Source organism: Bacillus sp. 522_BSPC, assembly GCF_001076885.1.
GTDB lineage: Bacteria > Bacillota > Bacilli > Bacillales > Cytobacillaceae > Niallia > Niallia hominis.
Genome location: NZ_JVDT01000122.1, coordinates 1 through 21,809, shown reverse-complemented (window position 1 = coordinate 21,809; position 21,809 = coordinate 1). Strand labels below are relative to the sequence as shown.

Genomic DNA, 21,809 nt, shown 5'->3' with positions numbered 1-21,809 from the left:
GCTATTATTCTTTCAAATCTTCAATGGAATCAATATCCATATAGCTTGGTACGACTAGTCCTAATTTTGTTCCTTCTAGGTTAGCGCCTAAATCTTCGAATTGGCCTTCATATTTGCTTGCATAGTCTTCATGTGTAATTGGTAACCAGCCAGCGATATGTGCGTCTAAGCTGCCGTCAGCAACACCAGTCCACATAGGACCTGCTTCTACTTGACTTAATGTTACATCATAGCCTAAATCTGTTAATACCTGGCCAACAACATTTGTACTTGCAATTTCGCTATCCCATGCAACGTAACCAATTTTAATTTTGTCACCATCAACGCTGTCAACGCCGTCAGTCCATTCACTAACTTTATCAGCATTTTCTTCAACCCAGCTTTCGGCTGCTTTTTCAGGTGACTCTCCTTCATAAATATCCATCATAACAACTCCCATATCTTCTGTTGTCCAATGGAAATTATCTAATACTTCATATGCTTCTGGCATATCTTCTTTTAAGCCATTACGTACAATGGAATGAATGTTTTCATCTTCACCATATGAGCCTTTTGGATCTTCTAAGTATTTCAAATCATAGGCAGTAAACATCCAGTGCGGAGTCCAGCCTGTTACAATGATAGGTTCTTCTTTATCATATGCTTTTTTTAGCGCGGCAGTCATCGCTGCACTTGATCCTTCTACTAAAGTCCAATCGCTTAATTCATAATCACTAATTGCTTGGTTTGTTGCTTTCATTAATCCTGCTCCAGGGTCAATCCCGATAATTTCATAATCGACCTTTTCGCCAATTGTAGCATTTTCGTTATCTGCACTGTCAGAACCACAGGCAGCTAACCCTAAAGTAAGCGTGATTGCTCCTAGTAAGCTTGTCATTTTTTTCATATTAATTTGCCCCCTTTTTTTTTGTGCCCACATTTTGGGTAATTCTATCTAAAATGATTGCAAGTACTACAATAGAAATACCGGCTTCAAACCCACGACCAATTTGAATCTGAGTTACAGCACGATAGACATCTGCACCTAATCCAGGCGCACCAACCATTGCAGCAATTACTACCATTGATAGCGCAAGCATGATACTTTGATTAATACCAGCTAATATAGTTGGCATTGCAAGTGGTAATTGAACTTTTAATAATTTTTGAGATGTAGTACTACCAAAACTTTCGGTAGCTTCTGTAATATCGCTTGGTACCTGTTGGATACCAAGAATTGTTAAGCGTATAGTAGGTGGCATTGCAAAAATTACAGAAGCAACTACTCCTGGCACTACCCCGATACTAAAGAAGAAAATGGCCGGTATTAAATATACAAAAGCTGGCATTGTCTGCATAAAGTCTAATATCGGGATTACGATATTGCGGACTGTATTGTTTTGAGAAGCCCAAATGCCTAGCGGAATACCAATAACAATCGAGATAAATACAGCTGAAAGAACAAGGGCTAATGTATCAATCATTGGTTCCCAGTAGCCTAAATTATCAACAAGTAATAAGCCTATAAGCGTAAATAGTGCAATCTTCTTATTCGCTAATTTCCAAGCCAGTAATGCTAATAAAATGATTAATAGAATAGGAGGAATGAATCCAAAGAAAGAAACTATAATATTAACTACAAATTCTAGTACTGCTGTAATTCCATCAAATAATACTTCAAAAGTAGTTGTAAGCCAGTCAACAAAGGAATCGATCCAATCTGCGACAGGCAGTTTAGGAAATAGATTATTCATTATTTTCCCCCCCAACTGGTACGGTTTCTGTCGGTGTAGGTGCATTAATAAGTTCATTATTACCAGCAAGAGCACCAATAACTGCACCTCTTACAAGAATTCCTTTTAATCTATTTTGATCATCTATAACAGCAACTGGAATGATTGCAGTGGAAACTTTATCGAATAGGTCAGATAATAATGTATCACCTGTTACCGTAATAACATCTTTTTGTAAGATGGCTTCGATTCCTTCATTTTTTTCGCTGGCTATACGTGCATCATCGGCAGTAATTGCTCCAAGAAGCTCTCTACGTTTATTTACAACATAGATACTTGAGATTCCGAGTTTCTTCATCATTTGTAATGCAACACGAGGACCTTTTTCTATATTGACTGCCTCTGCACGTTTCATTATGTGATTTGCCGTTAAAACTTTCGATAAATCAACATCTTCGACAAATCGTTCTACATAATCATTGGAAGGATTCATTAAAATTTCTTCAGGCGTTCCTACTTGGACAATAGACCCATCCTTCATTAATGCGATTCGATCACCAATTCGCAATGCTTCATCTAAATCATGTGTAATAAATATGATTGTTTTTTCCATATTTGATTGCAGGTCTAATAACTCGTCCTGCATATCTTTACGAATTAAAGGATCAAGTGCGCTAAATGCTTCATCCATTAAAAGAATATCTGGATCATTTGCCAATGCACGAGCAAGACCTACCCTTTGTTGCATCCCGCCACTTAGTTGGTCTGGATATTGATTTTCGTAACCTGTTAAACCAACTAGTTTAAGAGCTTCTAAGGCTTGTTCTTTGCGAGTCGCTTTATCTACACCTTGAATTTCTAAACCAAATTCAGCATTTTCTAAGATTGTTCGATGGGGAAGTAATGCAAATTTCTGAAAGACCATGCTTACTTTTTCTCTACGAACATTGCGTAACTCTTCTTTAGACATACGTACAATGTCTTTCCCATCAATATAAATATTCCCGATGGTTGGATCAATCAGACGGTTAAACATACGAACTAATGTTGATTTACCACTTCCTGAAAGTCCCATGATTACAAATATCTCTCCAGGATTCACTTCAAAACTAGCCTTATTTACCCCGACTGTTGCTCCTGTTTTTTTAAGAATATCTTTTTTTGATTCACCATTATTTAATAGCTGAATGGCCTTTTTTGCATTTTTCCCGAAAATTTTTGTTACATTTTCGATTTTTAATTTTGCCATACTTTCCATTTTTTCACCTCTTTAATTCTAACCGCTCTATTGTATATCGAGCCCTCACTTATTATAGGAGATAATTAGCAAGTATTTCAAACGGTATAATCAGTTGAAATCATTCATTCTGAACGTACAGAAAAAACTGAACGAACTGTAGGTGCTTAATTCTTAATAATGCGCCCAAATGCTTCCTTTTCCTATAGTTGATGTTACTTTACTTTTTTTTCATTCATGTTAATCTATAAACAGAATATACATTTAAGTTTTTGATTATTGATTCACCTTGATTATTGAAATAATCATTATTAAAATGATTAAGTAAACATAAAATATGGATGTGAATGATAAATGACGGATAGGGAGCAGTTAAATATTGCTCGAGAGAGAGTAATTGATTCTGTAGCACAAAATATGGATTTATATGGTGTAACAGAATCAATTGGTAGATTATATGGGATGTTATTGTTCCAGCAAGACCCAATGACTCTTGACGAAATGAAAGAAGAGCTGGGGATGAGTAAAACCAGTATGAGTACATCGGTTCGAACATTACTTGAATTGAAAATGGTGGACAAAGTTTGGCGAAAAGGTGTTCGAAAAGATTTATATAAGGCGGAAGAAGATTGGTATCAATCATTTATCGATTTTTTCACGATCAAATGGAGATTGGCAATTACGGAAAATGTGTATGCCATTGAAAAGTCCATTAATGAATTAAGAGTCTTAATAAATAAAGACGATATTTCTGAAGATGTTAAGAAAGATGCGGAAAATGACTTAGAAAAATTAAATTATGCAATCAATTACTATAATTGGCTAGATCGGTTTGTAGATAGTTTGGAATCACATGAAATATTTCATTTAGTACCAAAAAAAGAAGACGAAAAATAAATCTAAGTAAATTTTACTAAAAGGGTGTTTTCATATACGGTTTGATATAAAACCATATATGAAAACATTTTTTTGTTTTTTTGACGATAATAAAACCTTTTGGATTTACGCAAATAAAGTAAAAAAGAAAAGGAAATCTAAGGGAGAACAATTTGCTCAAAGTCAAAACTGGTTAAAAAACCTAAAAAATGTGCATTTGTCTATCGCACATTTTAGATTCCTGAATAGGATATATGGAATCAAAAAAAGGAGGTTTTTATTCATGGGTGAAGTTGGAGTAGGTTACGGCGGAGGTTTCGCTCTTTTAGTAGTATTATTTATTTTATTGGTGATTATCGGTGCTTCTTGGGGTTACGGCGGATTTTAATAATCCGTAACTGAATAGAATGTAAAAGGAGGAACTAGAATGTACGGATATGGTGGTTGTGGATATCCTAGCTATGGCTATGGTGGTGGAGGTTACGGCGGAGGTTTCGCCTTAATCGTTGTTTTATTCATTCTTTTAATCATTGTAGGTGCAGCTTGTTTCAAATGGTAAAATGTTGAAAAGGTGGAGACTGATTCGAAGGGATCAGTCTCCTTTTCTCTACTACTATAGCGATCAATTAAATGGAGTAAAAATTTTTCGTGTTTTTCAAAAGCTGGTTGTACATATCTGGTAATGTAATGTTTTTAATTGCCGATAAATAGTGAACGGTATCGTGAATCATCATTGGAACAGTTTTTTGATGGTGATAAGGTCCTTCGAGTGACCAAGGGCCATCTGTTTCTACCATTATATTTTCAATTGGGTATAGTTTTGCAAGTTGGCGAGTTTTTTCCTTATATAATAAATCAGGAGTAATGGAAATAGAATAACCATTTGATATCATTTGTTCAATTGTTTTGGGATTTCCCTTAAACCAGTGAAAATGTGCCATTGAGAAGCTGTGTTTTTCAAGTAAATGAATAGCGATATCTGCTTCTTCGTAAATACTATGTAGAATAACGGGTTTTTCTAATTTTTTTGCAAATATAATAAATAGCTCCAAAATTTCCATATAAGGTTCTAAAGGAATGCAAGAAGGAGATTTTCTCCGTATATAATGGGGCAAACCAACTTCACCAATTGCAGTCATGCTTTCTTGATTTTCGTGCATCCATGTAAATAGAGCAGATAAGGATTTGTCAGAAGGGATAGATTGTTCGGGATGATATCCATATGCGGCTTTAATAAAAGCGAACTCCTGGCTCAGTTTTTTCGTTTTTTTACATGATTCTAAATTACTTGAAACACTGATGGCATATTGCACTGTTTCTTCCATAGCAAAACGAAGTATATCGTCTCTGCTGTACTGATCTAAATGAATATGTGCATCTATTATCTGTTTCATCTTTCATCACCTTTAAATGTTAGATTGGAGAAATGACTTATAGTCTCCAATAATGGATATTTTCATTCATTCATTATAACAGAAGGAAAGAGTAGGAAACCAATCGAAATTAATAGGAAAGAACATTGATTTTGAGTACTTTCATCCATTTGATAAAATGAAGGGATAAGAGGTACATAAGGGGGGATTGTAAGATGGTTTCATTAGTAAAATTAATCAAGTCTGCAAATCATTTAGTTGTATTTACAGGTGCAGGTATGTCAACAGAGAGTGGATTACCAGATTTTCGGTCAGCTAACCGTGGATTATGGACAACCGAACAAAAGCAATATCTTTCCAGTACGAATGCCTTAAATAATCATTTACAAGAATTCACCGATTTTTATAGAAAAAGAGTACAAGGTATCCATGACTTAAAGCCACATAAAGGGCATGAAATTCTGGCTGAATGGGAAAGAAAGGGGTATTTAAAACAAATCATTACCCAAAATGTTGATGGATTTCATCAAGAAGCAGGAAGTGAGAAAGTCGCTGAACTACATGGGACACTAAAAAAGGTTCATTGTGAAACGTGTGGAAGAAGCTATCTAAGTGAAGAATATCTACATGATAATTATACATGTGGCTGTGGTGGTGTATTGAGACCCTCCATTATACTCTTTGGTGAAATGCTCCCAGAACAGCCTTTTTTAACGGCAGAAGAAGCTGCCATTAAGTCAGATGTTTTTTTAGTATTAGGTTCTTCTTTATCAGTATCACCAGCAAATCAATTTCCATTGCTAGCAAGTGAAACGGGAGCTAAGTTAATTATAGTAAACAAAGAACCAACAGAAATGGATCGGATAGCAGATATCGTTATTCATGAACCAATTGGCAACGTATTAGAGGAAATAAATTCTAAGCTATAATGAACAGTATGGGGGAGAGCAAAAGAAATTAAAGCTTCTTTGAGAATATAGAAGAAAATAGTCGAAATAAAACTAGTTTAAATACATTTAAACCCATTGCAAACTTTGATATATCGAGATAATATAAGGGAATGGACTAAATTTGAAAGCGTAAAAAGAGAGGAAAGTAACATGTCAAAGAATTTTAAACAGGATGTACTGTCACGTCGCACCTTTGCGATTATTTCCCATCCGGATGCTGGTAAAACGACATTAACGGAAAAACTATTACTATTCGGTGGCGCTATTCGCGATGCTGGAACTGTTAAAGGGAAGAAGACAGGGAAATATGCAACAAGTGACTGGATGGAGATAGAAAAGCAAAGAGGAATCTCTGTTACTTCCAGTGTGATGCAATTTGATTATCAAGATGCACGCGTAAATATTTTGGATACACCAGGTCACCAAGACTTTAGTGAGGACACTTATCGTACACTTACAGCAGTTGATAGTGCTGTCATGATTATTGATTCTGCAAAAGGGATAGAGGAACAAACATTAAAGCTATTTAAAGTTTGTAAAATGAGGGGTATTCCTATTTTTACTTTTATAAATAAATTGGATCGCCAAGGGAAAGCACCTCTTGAGTTACTTGCAGAATTGGAAGAAGTGATGGGAATAGAGTCCTATCCAATGAATTGGCCAATTGGAATGGGAAAAGAATTCCTAGGAATATATGATCGATTTTATAAGCGGATTGAACAGTTCCGTGTAGAAGATACTGATAAGTATATTCCGCTGAATGAAGATGGCGAAATTGAGGGAGACCATCCAATTAAACGGGATTCCTTATATGATCAAACGTTAGAAGAAATTATGCTATTAAATGAAGCGGGGAATGAATTCTCTGAGGAGAAAATTAACAATGGGGATTTAACACCAGTATTTTTTGGGAGTGCCTTAAGTAACTTTGGAGTTCAAACGTTTTTAGAAACCTACTTGCAATTTGCTCCATCGCCACAAGCAAGAAACTCTTCTGTTGGCGAGATTAATCCGCTTTCTGAGGAATTCTCAGGGTTTATTTTTAAGATTCAAGCGAATATGAATCCAGCTCACCGTGATCGTATCGCATTCCTACGGATTTGTTCTGGGAAATTCGAACGAGGAATGACTGTTAATTTACCGAGAACTGGAAAACAAGTGAAGTTAGCTCAATCGACTCAATTTATGGCAGATGACAGAAGCACTGTAAATGAAGCAGTTAGTGGGGATATTATTGGATTATATGACCCAGGGTTTTATCAAATTGGAGATACGTTAACCGTTAGTAAAACATCCTTTCAGTATGAAAAGTTACCACAGTTTACACCAGAGCTTTTTGTAAAGGTAACAGCAAAAAATGTAATGAAACAAAAGCATTTTCATAAAGGGATTCAGCAGCTTGTTCAAGAAGGAGCAATTCAGCTGTATAAGACTGTTAAAACAGAAGATTATCTTCTTGGAGCAGTAGGTCAATTGCAATTTGAAGTGTTTGAGCACCGCATGAGAAATGAATACAATGTTGAAGTAATTATGGAACATGTTGGCTCTAAAATTGCTCGTTGGCTAGTAGATGAAGAAGTGAATGAAAATCTTTCTAGTGGAAGAAGCTTATTGGTGGAGGATCGTTTCGGTAAAAAAGCATTTTTATTTGAAAATGAATTTGCCTTAAGATGGTTCCAAGATAAAAATCCAGAAGTGAAATTATTTAATCCGATGGATGAACAAGAATAAGATAGAAATAAGATTGTTTCAAATGGATATCCCCCCGTTTGGTTAAGGGTGTTCCATGGCTGGAACAGTCTTTTTTTTATTTGGAATAATCCTTGTTTCCAAGCGACCTGATGTAATCTATTTAGATAGATTCATTTGGAGGGTCAATCAATAAAAAGATATCATAGGAAGGAGGAGATATGTCTAAAGAGTATGTCAGGTTTTTGAACAAATGTAGGAAGGAAAATAGATGAAGAAAACAAGTGTTTATTGAAAAAGGAGAGAGATTATTATGTTGGTATAATATATTTTAGAAGAATACTATTTGTTTTTTCTGATAATTATTAAAATAATTAATAAATTATTAGTATTCATAGTAGGAATAAAAGTCTTTCGATAGTCGAATTACTGATATATAAGGTTTTTGTATGTCTAAATAAATAATTAACACGCGATAATTATAAAAATTAAAAGTTTTCAAAAAACTATTTGTATTTAGAAAAAAAATAGGTATAATAAAAACAAGTTGTTATAAAAGTTAACAAACAAATGTTAACATATTTGACTTGTTAGCAATTTAGCAATGATGATACTATCTTTCGATGCAATAAGAGTATTCTATTAAGTTAAAAAGATTGAATATTCGTTAAATGGAAGTCTGATAGTATGATAACAAAATAGATAATAGGGGGATATGTTGCATGAAAAAAAGTTTTTCGCTTACTCTTAGCATTTTACTAGTGCTTGTACTTGCTTTAGCCGGCTGTTCAAGTAAGACAGGATCTGACGAGGATGGTAGCAGTGGAGAAACATCAAATTCTAGCAGTCTACTTGATACTATTAAAGAAAGAGGAACTTTAAAAGCTGGTATTAATGATGCACTTCCTGGCTTTGGATACATAGGATCAGATGGAGAAAATACTGGTTTTGATGTTGATTTTGCAAAAGCAATTGCAGCAGGAGTACTTGGAGATGCAACGAAAATTGAATTTAGACCATTATCAGCTACCGACCGTTTCACCGCTGTTCAGTCTGGTGAAGTTGATGTGTTAGTACGTAACACAACTTGGACAACAAACCGTGATGCCGAAGTAGGCTTAAGCTTTGCTCCAGTAATTTTCTACGATGGGCAAGGAATTATGGTACCGAAAGATAGTAATATCAAAACGTTACAAGATTTAGAAGGAAAAACAATTGGTGTAGAAACAGGAACAACAACTGAATTAAACTTAGCGGATCAAATGAAAGCGGCAGGCGTTAACTATACAGCTCAAACATTTGATAACGCTGATGCTGTTATAGCTGCATATGAGCAAGGTTCTATTGATGCATGGACAACTGATAAATCAGGACTGGTTTCTCGTCAGTCTACATTACAAGATCCAGATGCGCACATTATTTTAGATGAAACACTTTCAAAAGAACCTTTAGCTCCAGCTGTTAAAGATGGAGATGAAAAATGGGCAGATGCGGTAACTTGGATTGTATTTGCAACAATTCAAGCAGAAGAATTTGGTATTACGTCTCAAAACGTAGATGATTTCTTAACTAGTGAAAATCCAGAAATTCAACGTTTATTAGGAGTAGAAGGAAACCTTGGTGAACAATTAGGACTATCTAATGACTTTGCCTACCAAGTAATTAAACAAGTCGGTAACTATGGTGAAATTTATGATCGCAACTTAGGTCCTGATACAGTGTTCAAATTAGAACGTACACAAAATGCATTATATAGCGATGGCGGATTATTGTACTCTATTCCGTTCCGTTAATATGAATTATTAAGTTGAAAAATAAGGGGGTTCTCAAATTGTCATACCCTTTTGAGTTCCCCCTATTCTTTTAGGTGAGAGGTGAGAAAGAGTGGAAGTAAAAAAGACAACATCGACTCCTCTTTGGAGAAATAGAAAAATAATACCGATTATTGCTCAAATCCTCTTTGTCATTATAGTAGGAACAGTGATTATTTTTATGGTCAATAATGTGATATCTGGTCTTGAACAAATAGGATTGACATTAGGATTAGATTATTTAACTTTAAAAGCATCTTTTCCGATTTCAGAATCTATTATTAGCTATACACCTGATGATCCATATATACGTGCATTATTGGTAGGATTATTAAATACGTTTAAGGTTTCTATCTTTGGAATTATATTTGCAAGTATTATCGGAGTTATAGTGGGTGTTGCACGTTTATCTGATAACTGGTTAGTAAGCAAGGTGGCTACTGTATATGTAGAGGTTTTTAGAAATACTCCCCTTTTGGTACAAATATTTATATGGAATTTTGCCGTATTTTTACCGATGCCAAAAATACAAGAAGCACTCTCTATCGGTTCTTTCTATTTTTCTAATAGAGGGGCATCCATCCCATGGTTTACATTACAAGATAATACGCTTATTTGGTTAATCGTACTCATTCTCCTCATTGTAGGTAGTGTATTTTTATTCAGAATATTAACAAAGGTATCATTAGAATCAGGTAAATCTACATATCCACTAATCTCCAGTATCGGATTAATAGTAATTGGCGCGATTATTACTTTTCTTGTTTTAGGAAATGGCCCATTTGGTCTATCTGTTCCAGTTTTTAATGGAAATTCTTTTGATGGTGGAACATCTTTATCTATTGGGTTTATGTCTGTGCTCGTGGCACTAACTATCTATACATCTACTTATATTTCAGAAATTGTCCGTGCTGGAATTATGGGCGTTCCAAAAGGACAGACAGAAGCTGCAAAAGCACTTGGCTTTAAAAGTCGCACTGCGCTTCGGTTAATTATTTTTCCACAGGCAATCAGAATAATTATCCCGCCGTTGACAAGCCAGTATTTAAATTTAATAAAAAACTCAAGCTTAGCGATGGCGGTAGCATATCAAGATATTGTTGGAATCGGAAATACAATCATTAATCAAACGGGACATACGTTAGAGACACTATTAATTGTAATTTCTGTATATTTACTGTTTAGCTTAACTACATCCCTGTTAATGAATCTTTTCAACAAAAAATTCCAGCTGGTAGAAAGGTAGGGAAGCGAATTGGATAATATACAATTAGAAAACACGGAACCAGTTATGGAAACCACAAAATTAAATAGTCAGAAAAAACTACAGTTATGGCTTAAAAATAATTTATTTAAAGACTGGAAAAATGCAATAGTAACGATTGTGACCCTAATGTTTACAATTTATTTACTTGCAAATATAGGGAAATTTTTATTTGCCAGTGAATGGAATGTTGTCACTGATAATTTGAGACTACTATTTGTTGGGCAATTTCCAATAGAAGAAATTTGGAGATTGTGGGTATCCCTTTTATTTATGTCTGTGTTATTAGGTACTTCTTGGGGAGTTTGGAGAGGGATAATCGGTCATGTAGCAATTAGTCTTGGTGCTCTATTATTAGTATTCGGCATTCTTCCGTATACAGAAAATGAATCCAAAGTATACTTGTTTTCATGTATTGCTACGATTGTTGTTTTTTATTTCGTTGGGAAATATGTTCCAAAATTAAAAATTCCTATGCTTGTACTATGGATATTATATATTCCAATCTGTCTTTCTATCATTAACGGATTTGGAGTATTAGAGCCTGTAAAATCAAATGTTTGGGGAGGATTCTTATTAACTTTAGTAATTGCGTCGGTAGCAATTATTTGTTCTTTTCCAATAGGTTTATTACTTGCAGTAGGTAGACGAAGTAAACTGCCTATAATAAAGTATTGCTGTATTCTGTATATAGAATTAATTCGTGGAATGCCTCTCATTATGGTTTTATTTATTGCACAATTATTGCTTCCTATGTTTCTTGGAGGTATTCAATTAGACAATGTTGTTCGTGCCATGATTGCATTCACCCTATTTAGTGCCGCATATTTAGCAGAAAATATTCGCGGTGGATTACAATCGATTCCGAGAGGACAATTCGAAGCAGCACAGGCACTTGGGTTAAATAATGTCAAAGTAATGATTTTTGTTGTTTTGCCACAAGCCTTAAAAGCCGTTATTCCTGCAATGGTTGGACAATTTATTTCTGTTTTTAAAGATACATCATTGGTTGCGGTGATAGGATTAGCGGATTTCCTTGGTATGGGGAAAAAAATCGCTGCCAACCCTGAATATCTAGGAAAATATATGGAGTTATACATTGTCATTGCGTTTATATACTTCATTTTCTGCTTTTTAATGTCCCATGTAAGTAAACATATCGAAAAATCACTTGGTGTTGGAACGAGATAGAAAGGAGAATCGGATTATATGGAAAGTGTATTTGGAGTAAATAAATTAACAACCCCTTTAACGGAGAGAGAAGATATTATTAAAGTAAATAAATTGAATAAATGGTATGGAGATCATCATGTATTAAAGGATGTAGATCTTACGGTTAAGCAAGGAGAGGTTATCGTTATTTTAGGACCATCTGGGTCAGGCAAATCAACCTTTATTCGTACGATTAATGCTTTAGAAGAATTTCAAAAAGGTGAAATCATTGTTGATGATATTGCATTAACCGATGATGTTAAAAATATTGAAGAGATTCGTAAAGAAACGGGAATGGTATTTCAATCCTTTAATTTATTTCCACATATGACAATTTTGAAAAATATTTCTTTAGCTCCTATCTGGGTGAGAAAGTGGAAGAAAACAAAAGCGGAGCAAATTGCAAAGGATTTGCTAGAAAGGGTAGGTATTCCTGAACAAGCGAATAAATACCCTGGACAATTATCAGGTGGGCAACAGCAGCGTGTTGCAATTGCAAGAGCATTAGCGATGCAGCCTAAGATAATGCTATTTGATGAACCTACATCTGCACTCGATCCAGAAATGGTAAAAGAAGTATTAGATGTTATGAAAACTCTGGCAGAATCTGGTATGACTATGCTTGTCGTAACACATGAAATGGGATTCGCAAGACAAGTAGCAGACCGTATTATCCTTTTTGATAAAGGAGAAATTGTAGAAATGGGTAAACCAGAAGAATTATTTGACAATCCTAAGCATGAACGGACGAAAGCTTTCTTATCTCAGATACTTTAAAAAAAGGCCATTTGGCCTTTTTTTGTTTATTCTATTTTAATATAGCGCAACTTCATCACCAACTATCTTTCTGCAATTCTCATAAGCAAGAGGAGAGGGGTGGATAAATAAGAATATTGGTGCAGTATAGTAAGTTTTTTAATGATGTAAAAATTTAGAAATTCATTTTGTATAAAAAATCACTATTTTGATAATTATATAAGTAGGTACAGAAAAATAGATGGTGATACCAATGAAGGGCCTAAGTAGACTTGAAGCAATCATGTGGAGTATTGCACTTCCAGGTTTTAGTCAGTTGTTATTGAAAAAATATTGGAAAGGAACATTGTTTGTTATTTTAGAGTTTATTATAAATGCGAAAAGTAACTTCAATATGGCAATTATGCTTAGTTTTTGTGGCAATATCCAAGAAGCGATAGACGTAATAGACTTTCAATGGATATTGTTTTATCCGTGTTTATATATGTTTGCGATGTGGGATGCTTATAAAGAAGTAATGGATACAGACAATGAATACGCATTTTTGCCATTTGTTTTTTGCGCATATTTTGTTACGGTGGGCGTTTTTTATTCAACAAAGTTGAAGCTATTTGGCGTATTGTTCGGTCCTGTTTTTTTACCGATGGTTTTTTTGATACCTGGTATCATTTGCGGTCATATAGTAAAGTATTGTTTAATCTATTATAGGAAAAAGAGACATTTGTGAAACGTATGCTAGATCCTAGATATAGGGTGAAAGCATAGGATTCATTATGTTTATTTAAAAAATTATCAGTAAAATAAAAAAATAGAAAAAACTATTGGCAAAATAGCTCAACTATGTATATAATTAATACATATTAATATTTGTATACTACTCAAAGGGGAGTAGCTTTTAGGTTGATACCTAAAACAAAGTCGTCAGTTCATGGCATTTGCCATCGGCTTTGTTGGCATATTAGTGCTTAGCAAGACCTTTGCCTATTTGGCAAAGGTCTTTTTTGCGCACTTTTGTACATAATAACGAGAGTTGTAGCAAAACCTGCTAATAGGAAGTATACAAATAAATACCTAAAGGGGGAAAAATTATTGGATGCGAGCATGTTATTAGAGTATGGTTGGGTTTTATTAATTCTAGTTGTATTAGAGGGGTTATTGGCAGCAGATAATGCAGTAGTTATGGCGGTTATGGTTAAACATTTACCTGCTGAGCAACAAAAAAAGGCGCTTTTTTATGGCCTATTGGGTGCGTTTGTTTTCCGTTTCGCTACGTTATTTATGATTTCGTTTTTGGTAGACGTATGGCAAGTTCAAGCGATAGGTGCCATTTATCTTCTCTTCATTGCGGTGCATAATATTTATGGCAAATATGCGAAGAAGAATGAAGGGGATAAGGAGAAGAAGACGAAGAAACAATCTGGTTTTTGGATGACTGTTTTAAAAGTAGAGTTAGCAGATATTGCTTTTGCAATCGATTCTATGTTAGCGGCAGTTGCGCTTGCAATTACCTTACCAAAAACAAATTGGTTTTCGCTTGGTGGAATTGATGGCGGACAATTTTTAGTTATGTTCATGGGTGGTTTGATTGGATTAATCATCATGCGTTTCGCAGCAAACTGGTTTGTCAAGTTACTTCATTCCCGCCCGTCTCTTGAAACAGCAGCATTTTTAATTGTTGGTTGGGTTGGTGTGAAATTAGCTGTATTTACTTTAGCACATCCATCTGTAGGATTCCTAGATGAACATTTTCCAGAATCTAAAATATGGAAAGGGATTTTCTGGGTTGTATTGGTAGCAATTGCAATTGGGGGATATTTCTTTTCCAATAAAGAAGCTGTTAAAACAAAGGAAAGCAATGCATAAAAGGTTAGAAAAAGCCATCCATATTTGGAATGGCTTTTTCTAATAATTTATTCAACAAACTACGCTAGATTAGCGATATTACTGTGTTTTACCTGATAGTTCTGCTTGTGCTTGTTGAACAAGTCTTTTTGTAATTTCTCCGCCGACAGAGCCGTTGGCACGAGAAATGGTATCTGATCCTAAATTCACTCCAAATTCTTGTGCAATTTCATATTTCACACTATCTAAATATTGTTCAATTCCCGGAACTAATAATTTATTACTAGAAGCCATTCTTTTTTCCTCCTTATTAATAGTACAGTGATTATTTATCAAATTCATTTGCAATTTATATGGAAATGATAAATGATTCTGTATTAATAATATATGGATTTTATTGAAGTTCATTAGTGGTAATGTTTGTTTATATGGGAGAAAATAGGATAAATTACAATCAACATAAATTTTTTGAAAAATTTGTTCTTGTCATTTGCTTTATGAAAAGAATTTCAAAAAAATGAATCTTTCCCAACTACATTTGCGTATCGTATAATGTTACAGTGCCTCTATAAAAGTTAAATAAACAATTATAATATAAGGTTGTACGACTAGGGATAGATAACTTATACTGTTTATTATCCATGCATAAAGGATCTTGTTAAAAAAGGTCTTTAATTAATTAGCATTGAAAGAAAGGGATTGTTTTTTAATGGGCAAGAAGTTTAAGTTAGTCCTTCAAAACCTAACTCCTGCGCAAATGATAACCAGCTATTATATTTTAGCAGTTAGTATATCTGTTCTGTTATTGAGTTTACCAGGTGTACATAAAGAAGGAGTAACGGTATCGTTTATGGATACACTTTTTACTGCAGTAACAGCAGTAAGTGTAACAGGACTAACGGTAATTAATATCGCAGAGACATATAGTACATATGGAATTATCATCTTAATGCTTGTTTTACAATTTGGCGGAATTGGCGTTATGGCTATAGGAACATTTTTCTGGATGATTTTTCGGAGGAAGATAGGATTAAGAGAGAGACAGTTAATTATGATTGATCACAATCAGTCTAATCTGTCAGGGTTAGTCAATTTAATTAGAGAAATCTTTAAAATTATTGTAATCATTGAAGTTGTTGGAGCTATTATTCTTACATTGCAATTCCATAATTATTATCCTACCTGGAAAGAATCTCTTTTACATGGAGCTTTTGCGTCCGTTAGTGCTACAACAAATGGAGGTTTAGATTTAACAGGACAATCTCTTATTCCATTTAAGGATGATTATTTTGTACAGTTGGTAAATATCATTCTAATTACATTGGGAGCTATCGGTTTTCCTGTATTAATTGAAGGAAAGAATTATCTTTTTCCAAAAGAAGGGAATGTGAATCTTAAATTTTCTTTATTTACAAAGTTAACGACCATGACGTTTGGTTTTCTTTTGTTATTTGGAACAATTATGTTTATTCTTTTAGAATGGGGTAATTATTATGCAGGAATGAACTGGCACCAAATATTCTTTAATGCCTTTTTCCATTCTACGTCTACACGAAGCGGTGGGTTAGCAACAATGGATTTAAATGCTTTTTCTATTACGACATTGCTTATTTTTTGTTTCCTTATGTTTATTGGAGCTTCTCCAAGTTCAGTCGGTGGGGGGATACGAACGACAACCTTTGCATTAAACATATTATTTATTTATCATTATGCAAATGGAAACAGACATATAAAGATCTTTAAAAGAGAAATACATGAAGAGGATATAATAAAATCATTAGTAGTAACAATATTTGCAACTGGTATTTGTATTGTCGCTGTTATTGCTCTTTCCATATCTGAAAATGCCTCTCTTATTGCAATTCTTTTTGAAGTTTGTTCTGCTTTCGGTACTACAGGGCTTTCCTTAGGCTTGACTCCAGAATTATCTAACTTTGGAAAATGTGTAATTATGCTCCTCATGTTTATCGGAAGAATTGGATTGACTTCTTTCATCTATATCATCGGTGGAAAAGAGAAAAAAGATAATTTCCACTATCCAAAAGAACGAATCATTATTGGGTGAAACACCAATTTTACTAAAACAGCCTATTATAACAAATTAATAACCCGAACAACAATTGTACTTGTTTGGGTTTTTTTATAGTTAGAATACTTGTGTACCTTATTCCGTTTTAACAAATGTAGGGAAGCATATCTTCTTTTTGCTTGTGAATAATAAGAATGTAAGTGTGAAAGGAGAGATGACAAAAATGGCAAAGCGCAAGGCTGAATTTAATAGTGTAGAAAAATATAGTAAAACTCCGAAGAAAAACATCCAAGAAACGGAATTTTCTGCTGAATTTAGCAGAGGCGAGAACCCAATCAAAGGTGCTAATCGAAATTCTAAGCAAGGAAGAGAGGGAAATTAAATGTCGAAAAAACAAAAGAATCGTAAACAAACAGAGAGCTCAAATGTAGAATTTGGTCAAGAATTTGGCGATGTTAATGCAAGCAAATTCTTTGATACAGAAGCGTTAACAAAAGATAAAGTAAAGGGAAAAGCTAGAAGGAAATAAAGAAATCTTCCCATCAGTGAATCCGTAACTGATGGGAAGATTCTTCAAAATCTATCTATTCGAAGTATATGTCGACCGTTTAAAGAGTAGTTGTTTCAATTTTGAACTTCTTAACTCAATCAGCGGCTGTGTTAAAGAAATGATTATATTGCTTGAAAGCAGCATCGTTATTAAGAATGATACAACGACAATCATCACATAGGATCTCGGAGATACAAATATATCCGGCAAATCGCTTTGTCTAAAAAGACGAATAAAGAAACCGTGTAATAAATATACATATAACGTTGATTTACCAAATTTAGTAAAAAAATACTCCCTTTTTGGTACACATGTGAAAAAACAAAAAATCATTAGAAAGCTTAATATATAGAAAAATACTCGCATTGCCATTCCTGCAATATACCCTTCCCCTAATGTCTCATAAGATTTAGAACCAAATAACCATTGATAATTAATCGACGGAAAGAAATGAAAACCGATAAAAACAAGAGCGAAAATGATAATAGCGCTAATTTTAGCTTTTCTCGTTTTAACTAAATTGAAATGTTCCTTCTTCATATAAAAGCCCATTAAGAATAAAGGGAAGAAAACGAATGTTCTTGTTAAACTTAAATAGGTTGATGTCCAGTCAATCATACCTATTGCAAGTCCTAAAAGTAGGGATATAATAATCCCTTGTATCGGCTTTAATTTCACAAAAGCTAATAAGAAGATGTTCCAAAAAAATAAACTAATTAAAAACCATAATGACCAATGTGGTGTTAACGGTTCAATGGCAAAAGTCGACTTTCCATAAAGAAAATAATAAAAAATGCTGTATACTAATTGAAAGATCAGGTAAGGAATAATCAGCTTCTTTGCATATTTTTTTATATAGCCCTTATCCGAAATCCCCTTAGCAAAAAATCCCGAAATTAATATAAATGCCGGCATATGAAAAGTGTAAATTACTTTATATAACGTATAAATATTTTGATTGTCATTTATAAATGATTGGATAAAATGACCGAAGACAACGAAAAAGATCAAAATAAATTTTGCATTATCAAAGTAGTAATCCCGTTGTTTCATAAACTCATCCTTTCATGAATGGAAATATCATATATTTCACTAACTATATATAACACAAAATCCCTTGTTTTAATCGCATGTAGTCAATCTGTTAAATAAATAACTTTTATTTATTACAAAAATGAAATGAACTGGTGAACAACCCAAAGAGAAAAAATCTTATTTATCATAGCAGGTAAAACTTTAAATTTGTTTAATTTTTTGTGGGTCTCTATTAAGAAATAATAGGGGAGAAAGGGATATATTGGATAGATTGTGACAATTCATTTGTTTCTTTTAAATAGGGAGCTTCTTTTTCCTATTTATAAAAATAGTTTTATTCTCTTATTTTTTCCAGAAGTAAAGGAAATTCGGAAATTATGTAGAATAATGTAAACACTACGTTTGTAAGGAGGGTAACACTAGGATGGATCGTATATCCTATTCAGAAGAATATCGCCAATTGCAGAAGAAACTAAGCGAAGTCGAGAAAGAGAATACAATTCTGAGAAAAAAACTAGAGGAAAAGAGTCATATACAGGATAGGCGATCAACTGCTTTCCAAACAATAAATGTAGGAATCATTATATTTGATAAAAATGGTGTTATTCGCGATATCAATACATTTCTTTGTGATAACTTTAACTTAAAAGTTGATCAAGTTGTCGGTAGAAATATAACCCACTTCCTTCAACAAGAAGAGCGTTCGATGATAAGAAATAATATTAACAATCTAATAACCAAATCTGATTTGCATTCAAAACGTAGCATATTACCGTTAACAATTAATAATAAATTACATTATTTTGAAACCTTAACAAGTTGCTTGCCATATGATATGGGGTTTGTAACAATCATCGAAAATATTACAGAAGAAATAGAGAAAGAGAAAGAAAAAGAAGAAACACAAATTTTGTATAATGAATTTTTTACAGAAGCACTAGATGGGATAATGCTATGGAAAGAAACAGGGCAAATTATTGCAGCTAATGCCTCTGCTCTTAAAATTTTTGAAAGCACGAAGGAACAATTGCTGACTTCGAAGATTAGTGACTATATTTATAAAAAAGATAAGCAATATGCTGAAATAGTCATGAATTTATATCATCAAAAGGAAAATCGTGATGAATTAATGTTTTTGATGCCAAATGGGCAGAAGAAAATACTGGAATTTACAACAAAACTCCATTCGGTGGAAGGTTTAAATATGAGTATTTTTCGCAATGTAACGGAACGATACAAAATGGAAGAGGAAATAAGAGAAAGTAAGGCGATGTTCGAAAATATTTTTGAAGAAGTTTTTGATGGTATTATTATTTGGGATCAGAAATTTACAATAATAGATATGAATAAAGCGGCAGAACGTCTATTGTGCAAAAATAAAGAGCAAGTAATCGGTCTAGATTTATTATCCACTCTTCCTCCTGCTAAATCGATAGGCGAAGATATCAAGCCTAAATTAATTCATTTGAAGGAAGAAGGACAAAATCAAGGACTATATACAGTGAAATTTCAGAATAAATGGGAGTACACACAGCTAGAATATAGAAATAAATTTAATGTTTATTCTGGCTTAAGTATTACTACGCTACGTGATATTACAGAGAATGCCATCTTGGAAGAACAACTGAGGAAATCATCTACATTAAATGTTGTAGGAGAATTGGCAGCAGGAATAGCACATGAAATTCGTAATCCAATGACAGCTTTAAAAGGGTTTATTCAACTATTAGAAACAGATGTGGCTTCTCCTGAAAATGAAATGTACTTTGGGGTAATAAAATCGGAGCTAACGAGAATTGAATCCATTATTAATGAATTTTTATTGCTTGCTAAGCCACAGGTAGTCAAATATGTAAAAAGTGATTTAAGGCAGATTATGAATGAAACGATGGAATTACTTCATGCTCAAGCAGTATTACAAAATGTTCAATTTATAAAAAAATACGAAGAAGAAATTCCAATGATTTACTGTGAACCTAATCAAATGAAAAAAGTATTTATAAATATTATCAAAAATGCAATAGAGGTATTAGAAGATGGCGGAGAAATCGAGGCTTCGATGGAAGTAAAACAAGATTACTTCCATATATCAATCCAGGATAATGGAAAAGGGATGAGTAAAGAAAAGCTAGCTAGAATCGGAGAGCCTTTTTATACGACAAAAGAAAAAGGAACAGGATTAGGTTTATTAGTATCTTATCAAATAATAGAAGACCATAAAGGGAAAGTGAAAGTAGAGTCGGAGCTGGGCATTGGTACGACTTTTCACCTCCTACTTCCAATAAACATAAACAAAATAGACTAATGGAATTATTACAAAAGACCCCGTTAATGTAAACTAGGTCTTTTTTTGTTGAAGTAAGGTAAAAGGGAAAGCATCTCGTAAACTTTGTCCGTTTTCTAAAAGATTGTTGTTTTTTCAATAGGAAAAAAGAATTAGTTAATACTGATTTTCTTTCTTGACACAACCAACTACTTTTATTAGTATCTAATTAGAAGGTTATGAAAGTAGGTGGCTGAATGCAATTAGATAAATTGGTTGCTTTTTATAAAACAATGGGAGACCCAACGAGAATAAGAATTATTTCTTTATTAGCAAACAAACCATGGAATGGGCAAGCTTTAGCAGATAAACTAGGCTTATCTGCCCCTACGATTACACATCATTTAAAGAAAATGCGTGAAATAAATATCGTCTATGATAGAAGAGATAAGAACACGATTTATTTTTATTTAAACAAATCTGTTATTTTGCAGCAAACAGAAGCCTTAAAAAAACTTGCTATAGGAATGGAGGAAAGTGTAATGACTGTTAACAATGAGGAACAATCAAAAATTATCGAAAACTTCTTTACTGCAGAGGGGAGACTTAAGAATATCCCTGCTCAAAGAAAGAAGAAATTAATAGTATTCAAATACATGTTAAAAGGATTAGTTTTTGGAAGAAAATATGAGGAAAAAGAAATAAATGAACATATAAAACAGTACTTTGATGATTATGCCACTATTAGAAGAGAATTTATCATTAATCATTTTATGTATAGAGAAAATAATATATATGAACTTAATCCAGAGGAAATGTGGGCAAAGTAAAAAATAGGAAGGACTGATCAACAGAGTCAAACACAGTCCTTAAAAGAATGATCGGTATTTTTGTTAATATTTTTGCTATAATCCGCTGCCTAAATACACTTTGCTTTCAAATGGGAAAGCTTTTAATCCCCGTGTTTCGGCTATAGGATCTCACTCTCGCAAATCGAGATCACTGAAAAAGTGATAGCTATTGATGATTGATAGTAACTGCCTTTTAAACTTAGATGTGCAAATTGTTTTCCGAGGTGCCCACGTGACTCATAGGGGCGAGCGCCGAGCCGCTTCACAGCCAGGGTCTCGGACTTTCTCGCATCTCCCGTAGGGGTCGAGCGGACGCCTCTCCAAACCAACTTAATATTCGCTTTCAAATAAATAAATTC

Annotated in this window: 22 protein-coding genes and 1 riboswitch; of the genes, 16 read left to right on the top strand and 6 right to left on the bottom strand. The window is 33.7% G+C overall.

The annotated features are described in order from the left end of the window. Window positions 1-4: 4 nt before the first annotated feature. The 3 genes from ADJ83_RS09690 to proV are packed head-to-tail and all read right to left on the bottom strand — an operon-like array spanning window position 5 to window position 2,970. Window positions 5-886: a glycine betaine ABC transporter substrate-binding protein gene (locus tag ADJ83_RS09690; protein ID WP_031534101.1), complete on the bottom strand. Its 882-nt coding sequence runs from the start codon at window positions 884-886 to the stop codon at window positions 5-7. A 1-nt stretch (window position 887) separates the two neighbouring features. Beyond that, window positions 888-1,733: an ABC transporter permease gene (locus tag ADJ83_RS09685; RefSeq protein WP_031534103.1), complete on the bottom strand. Its 846-nt coding sequence runs from the start codon at window positions 1,731-1,733 to the stop codon at window positions 888-890. Continuing rightward, complete coding sequence (proV, locus tag ADJ83_RS09680) at window positions 1,726-2,970, bottom strand: glycine betaine/L-proline ABC transporter ATP-binding protein ProV (RefSeq protein ID WP_031534106.1); 1,245 nt, start codon at window positions 2,968-2,970, stop codon at window positions 1,726-1,728. Before proV ends, ADJ83_RS09685 begins: the two co-directional genes overlap by 8 nt. Window positions 2,971-3,303: 333 nt before the next feature. Between proV and ADJ83_RS09675 the strand changes: the two genes are divergently transcribed. The 3 genes from ADJ83_RS09675 to ADJ83_RS24815 all read left to right on the top strand — a co-directional run bounded on the left by ADJ83_RS09675 (window position 3,304) and on the right by ADJ83_RS24815 (window position 4,384). Then, the gene (locus ADJ83_RS09675; RefSeq protein ID WP_031534108.1) at window positions 3,304-3,846 is read left to right on the top strand and encodes a GbsR/MarR family transcriptional regulator; all 543 of its coding nucleotides are present in this window, start codon (window positions 3,304-3,306) and stop codon (window positions 3,844-3,846) included. Between the two features lie 262 nt (window positions 3,847-4,108). Further along, on the top strand, window positions 4,109-4,213 hold the full coding sequence (locus ADJ83_RS24820; RefSeq protein ID WP_081836530.1) for a YjcZ family sporulation protein: 105 nt from the start codon (window positions 4,109-4,111) through the stop codon (window positions 4,211-4,213). 39 nt (window positions 4,214-4,252) lie between these two features. Beyond that, window positions 4,253-4,384 (top strand): YjcZ family sporulation protein, encoded by a 132-nt coding sequence (locus ADJ83_RS24815; RefSeq protein ID WP_081836521.1) that lies wholly within the window; start codon window positions 4,253-4,255, stop codon window positions 4,382-4,384. A 67-nt stretch (window positions 4,385-4,451) separates the two neighbouring features. Here the strand turns inward: ADJ83_RS24815 and ADJ83_RS09665 are convergent, their stop codons facing one another. Continuing rightward, entirely contained in the window at window positions 4,452-5,219 is a 768-nt protein-coding gene (locus tag ADJ83_RS09665; RefSeq protein WP_031534110.1) for a TatD family hydrolase, read from the bottom strand. Window positions 5,220-5,413: 194 nt separating this feature from the next. Here ADJ83_RS09665 and ADJ83_RS09660 point away from each other — a divergent pair, with 194 nt between their 5' ends. The 8 genes from ADJ83_RS09660 to ADJ83_RS09625 all read left to right on the top strand — a co-directional run bounded on the left by ADJ83_RS09660 (window position 5,414) and on the right by ADJ83_RS09625 (window position 14,743). Next, the gene (locus tag ADJ83_RS09660; protein ID WP_031534112.1) at window positions 5,414-6,127 is read left to right on the top strand and encodes an NAD-dependent deacylase; all 714 of its coding nucleotides are present in this window, start codon (window positions 5,414-5,416) and stop codon (window positions 6,125-6,127) included. Window positions 6,128-6,298: 171 nt separating this feature from the next. Continuing rightward, complete coding sequence (locus tag ADJ83_RS09655) at window positions 6,299-7,879, top strand: peptide chain release factor 3 (RefSeq protein ID WP_031534114.1); 1,581 nt, start codon at window positions 6,299-6,301, stop codon at window positions 7,877-7,879. A 680-nt stretch (window positions 7,880-8,559) separates the two neighbouring features. Next, entirely contained in the window at window positions 8,560-9,630 is a 1,071-nt protein-coding gene (locus ADJ83_RS09650; protein WP_031534116.1) for an amino acid ABC transporter substrate-binding protein, read from the top strand. Window positions 9,631-9,721: 91 nt separating this feature from the next. Beyond that, window positions 9,722-10,894, top strand: coding sequence for an amino acid ABC transporter permease (locus ADJ83_RS09645; RefSeq protein ID WP_031534118.1), 1,173 nt, complete (start codon window positions 9,722-9,724; stop codon window positions 10,892-10,894). Window positions 10,895-10,903: 9 nt separating this feature from the next. Further along, window positions 10,904-12,103, top strand: coding sequence for an amino acid ABC transporter permease (locus ADJ83_RS09640; protein ID WP_031534120.1), 1,200 nt, complete (start codon window positions 10,904-10,906; stop codon window positions 12,101-12,103). A gap of 18 nt (window positions 12,104-12,121) precedes the next feature. Next, complete coding sequence (locus ADJ83_RS09635; protein WP_031534123.1) at window positions 12,122-12,901, top strand: amino acid ABC transporter ATP-binding protein; 780 nt, start codon at window positions 12,122-12,124, stop codon at window positions 12,899-12,901. Window positions 12,902-13,133: 232 nt separating this feature from the next. Further along, complete coding sequence (locus ADJ83_RS09630; RefSeq protein ID WP_031534125.1) at window positions 13,134-13,607, top strand: hypothetical protein; 474 nt, start codon at window positions 13,134-13,136, stop codon at window positions 13,605-13,607. Between the two features lie 144 nt (window positions 13,608-13,751). Beyond that, window positions 13,752-13,847, top strand: a riboswitch (yybP-ykoY riboswitch). A 134-nt stretch (window positions 13,848-13,981) separates the two neighbouring features. Next, the gene (locus ADJ83_RS09625; protein WP_414630337.1) at window positions 13,982-14,743 is read left to right on the top strand and encodes a TerC family protein; all 762 of its coding nucleotides are present in this window, start codon (window positions 13,982-13,984) and stop codon (window positions 14,741-14,743) included. Between the two features lie 78 nt (window positions 14,744-14,821). Here the strand turns inward: ADJ83_RS09625 and ADJ83_RS09620 are convergent, their stop codons facing one another. Then, a complete protein-coding gene (locus ADJ83_RS09620; protein ID WP_031534129.1) occupies window positions 14,822-15,016 on the bottom strand; it encodes an alpha/beta-type small acid-soluble spore protein in 195 nt (64 codons plus the stop codon). A 415-nt stretch (window positions 15,017-15,431) separates the two neighbouring features. On the opposite strand from ADJ83_RS09620, the gene ADJ83_RS09615 reads away from it, so the two are divergent. The 3 genes from ADJ83_RS09615 to ADJ83_RS25825 all read left to right on the top strand — a co-directional run bounded on the left by ADJ83_RS09615 (window position 15,432) and on the right by ADJ83_RS25825 (window position 17,280). Beyond that, window positions 15,432-16,787 (top strand): TrkH family potassium uptake protein, encoded by a 1,356-nt coding sequence (locus ADJ83_RS09615; protein WP_031534131.1) that lies wholly within the window; start codon window positions 15,432-15,434, stop codon window positions 16,785-16,787. 187 nt (window positions 16,788-16,974) lie between these two features. Beyond that, window positions 16,975-17,133 carry a hypothetical protein gene (locus tag ADJ83_RS25830; protein ID WP_192840940.1) on the top strand — a complete coding sequence of 53 codons (159 nt, stop codon included), beginning with the start codon at window positions 16,975-16,977 and terminating at the stop codon, window positions 17,131-17,133. Then, window positions 17,134-17,280, top strand: coding sequence for a hypothetical protein (locus ADJ83_RS25825; protein WP_192840939.1), 147 nt, complete (start codon window positions 17,134-17,136; stop codon window positions 17,278-17,280). Between the two features lie 51 nt (window positions 17,281-17,331). On the opposite strand, the gene ADJ83_RS09610 is transcribed toward ADJ83_RS25825, so the two are convergent. Next, the gene (locus ADJ83_RS09610; RefSeq protein ID WP_031534132.1) at window positions 17,332-18,354 is read right to left on the bottom strand and encodes an acyltransferase family protein; all 1,023 of its coding nucleotides are present in this window, start codon (window positions 18,352-18,354) and stop codon (window positions 17,332-17,334) included. A gap of 406 nt (window positions 18,355-18,760) precedes the next feature. Between ADJ83_RS09610 and ADJ83_RS09605 the strand changes: the two genes are divergently transcribed. Further along, window positions 18,761-20,641: a PAS domain S-box protein gene (locus ADJ83_RS09605; protein WP_031534133.1), complete on the top strand. Its 1,881-nt coding sequence runs from the start codon at window positions 18,761-18,763 to the stop codon at window positions 20,639-20,641. Between the two features lie 215 nt (window positions 20,642-20,856). Further along, window positions 20,857-21,429 (top strand): metalloregulator ArsR/SmtB family transcription factor, encoded by a 573-nt coding sequence (locus ADJ83_RS09600; RefSeq protein WP_031534135.1) that lies wholly within the window; start codon window positions 20,857-20,859, stop codon window positions 21,427-21,429. Window positions 21,430-21,809: the final 380 nt, after the last annotated feature.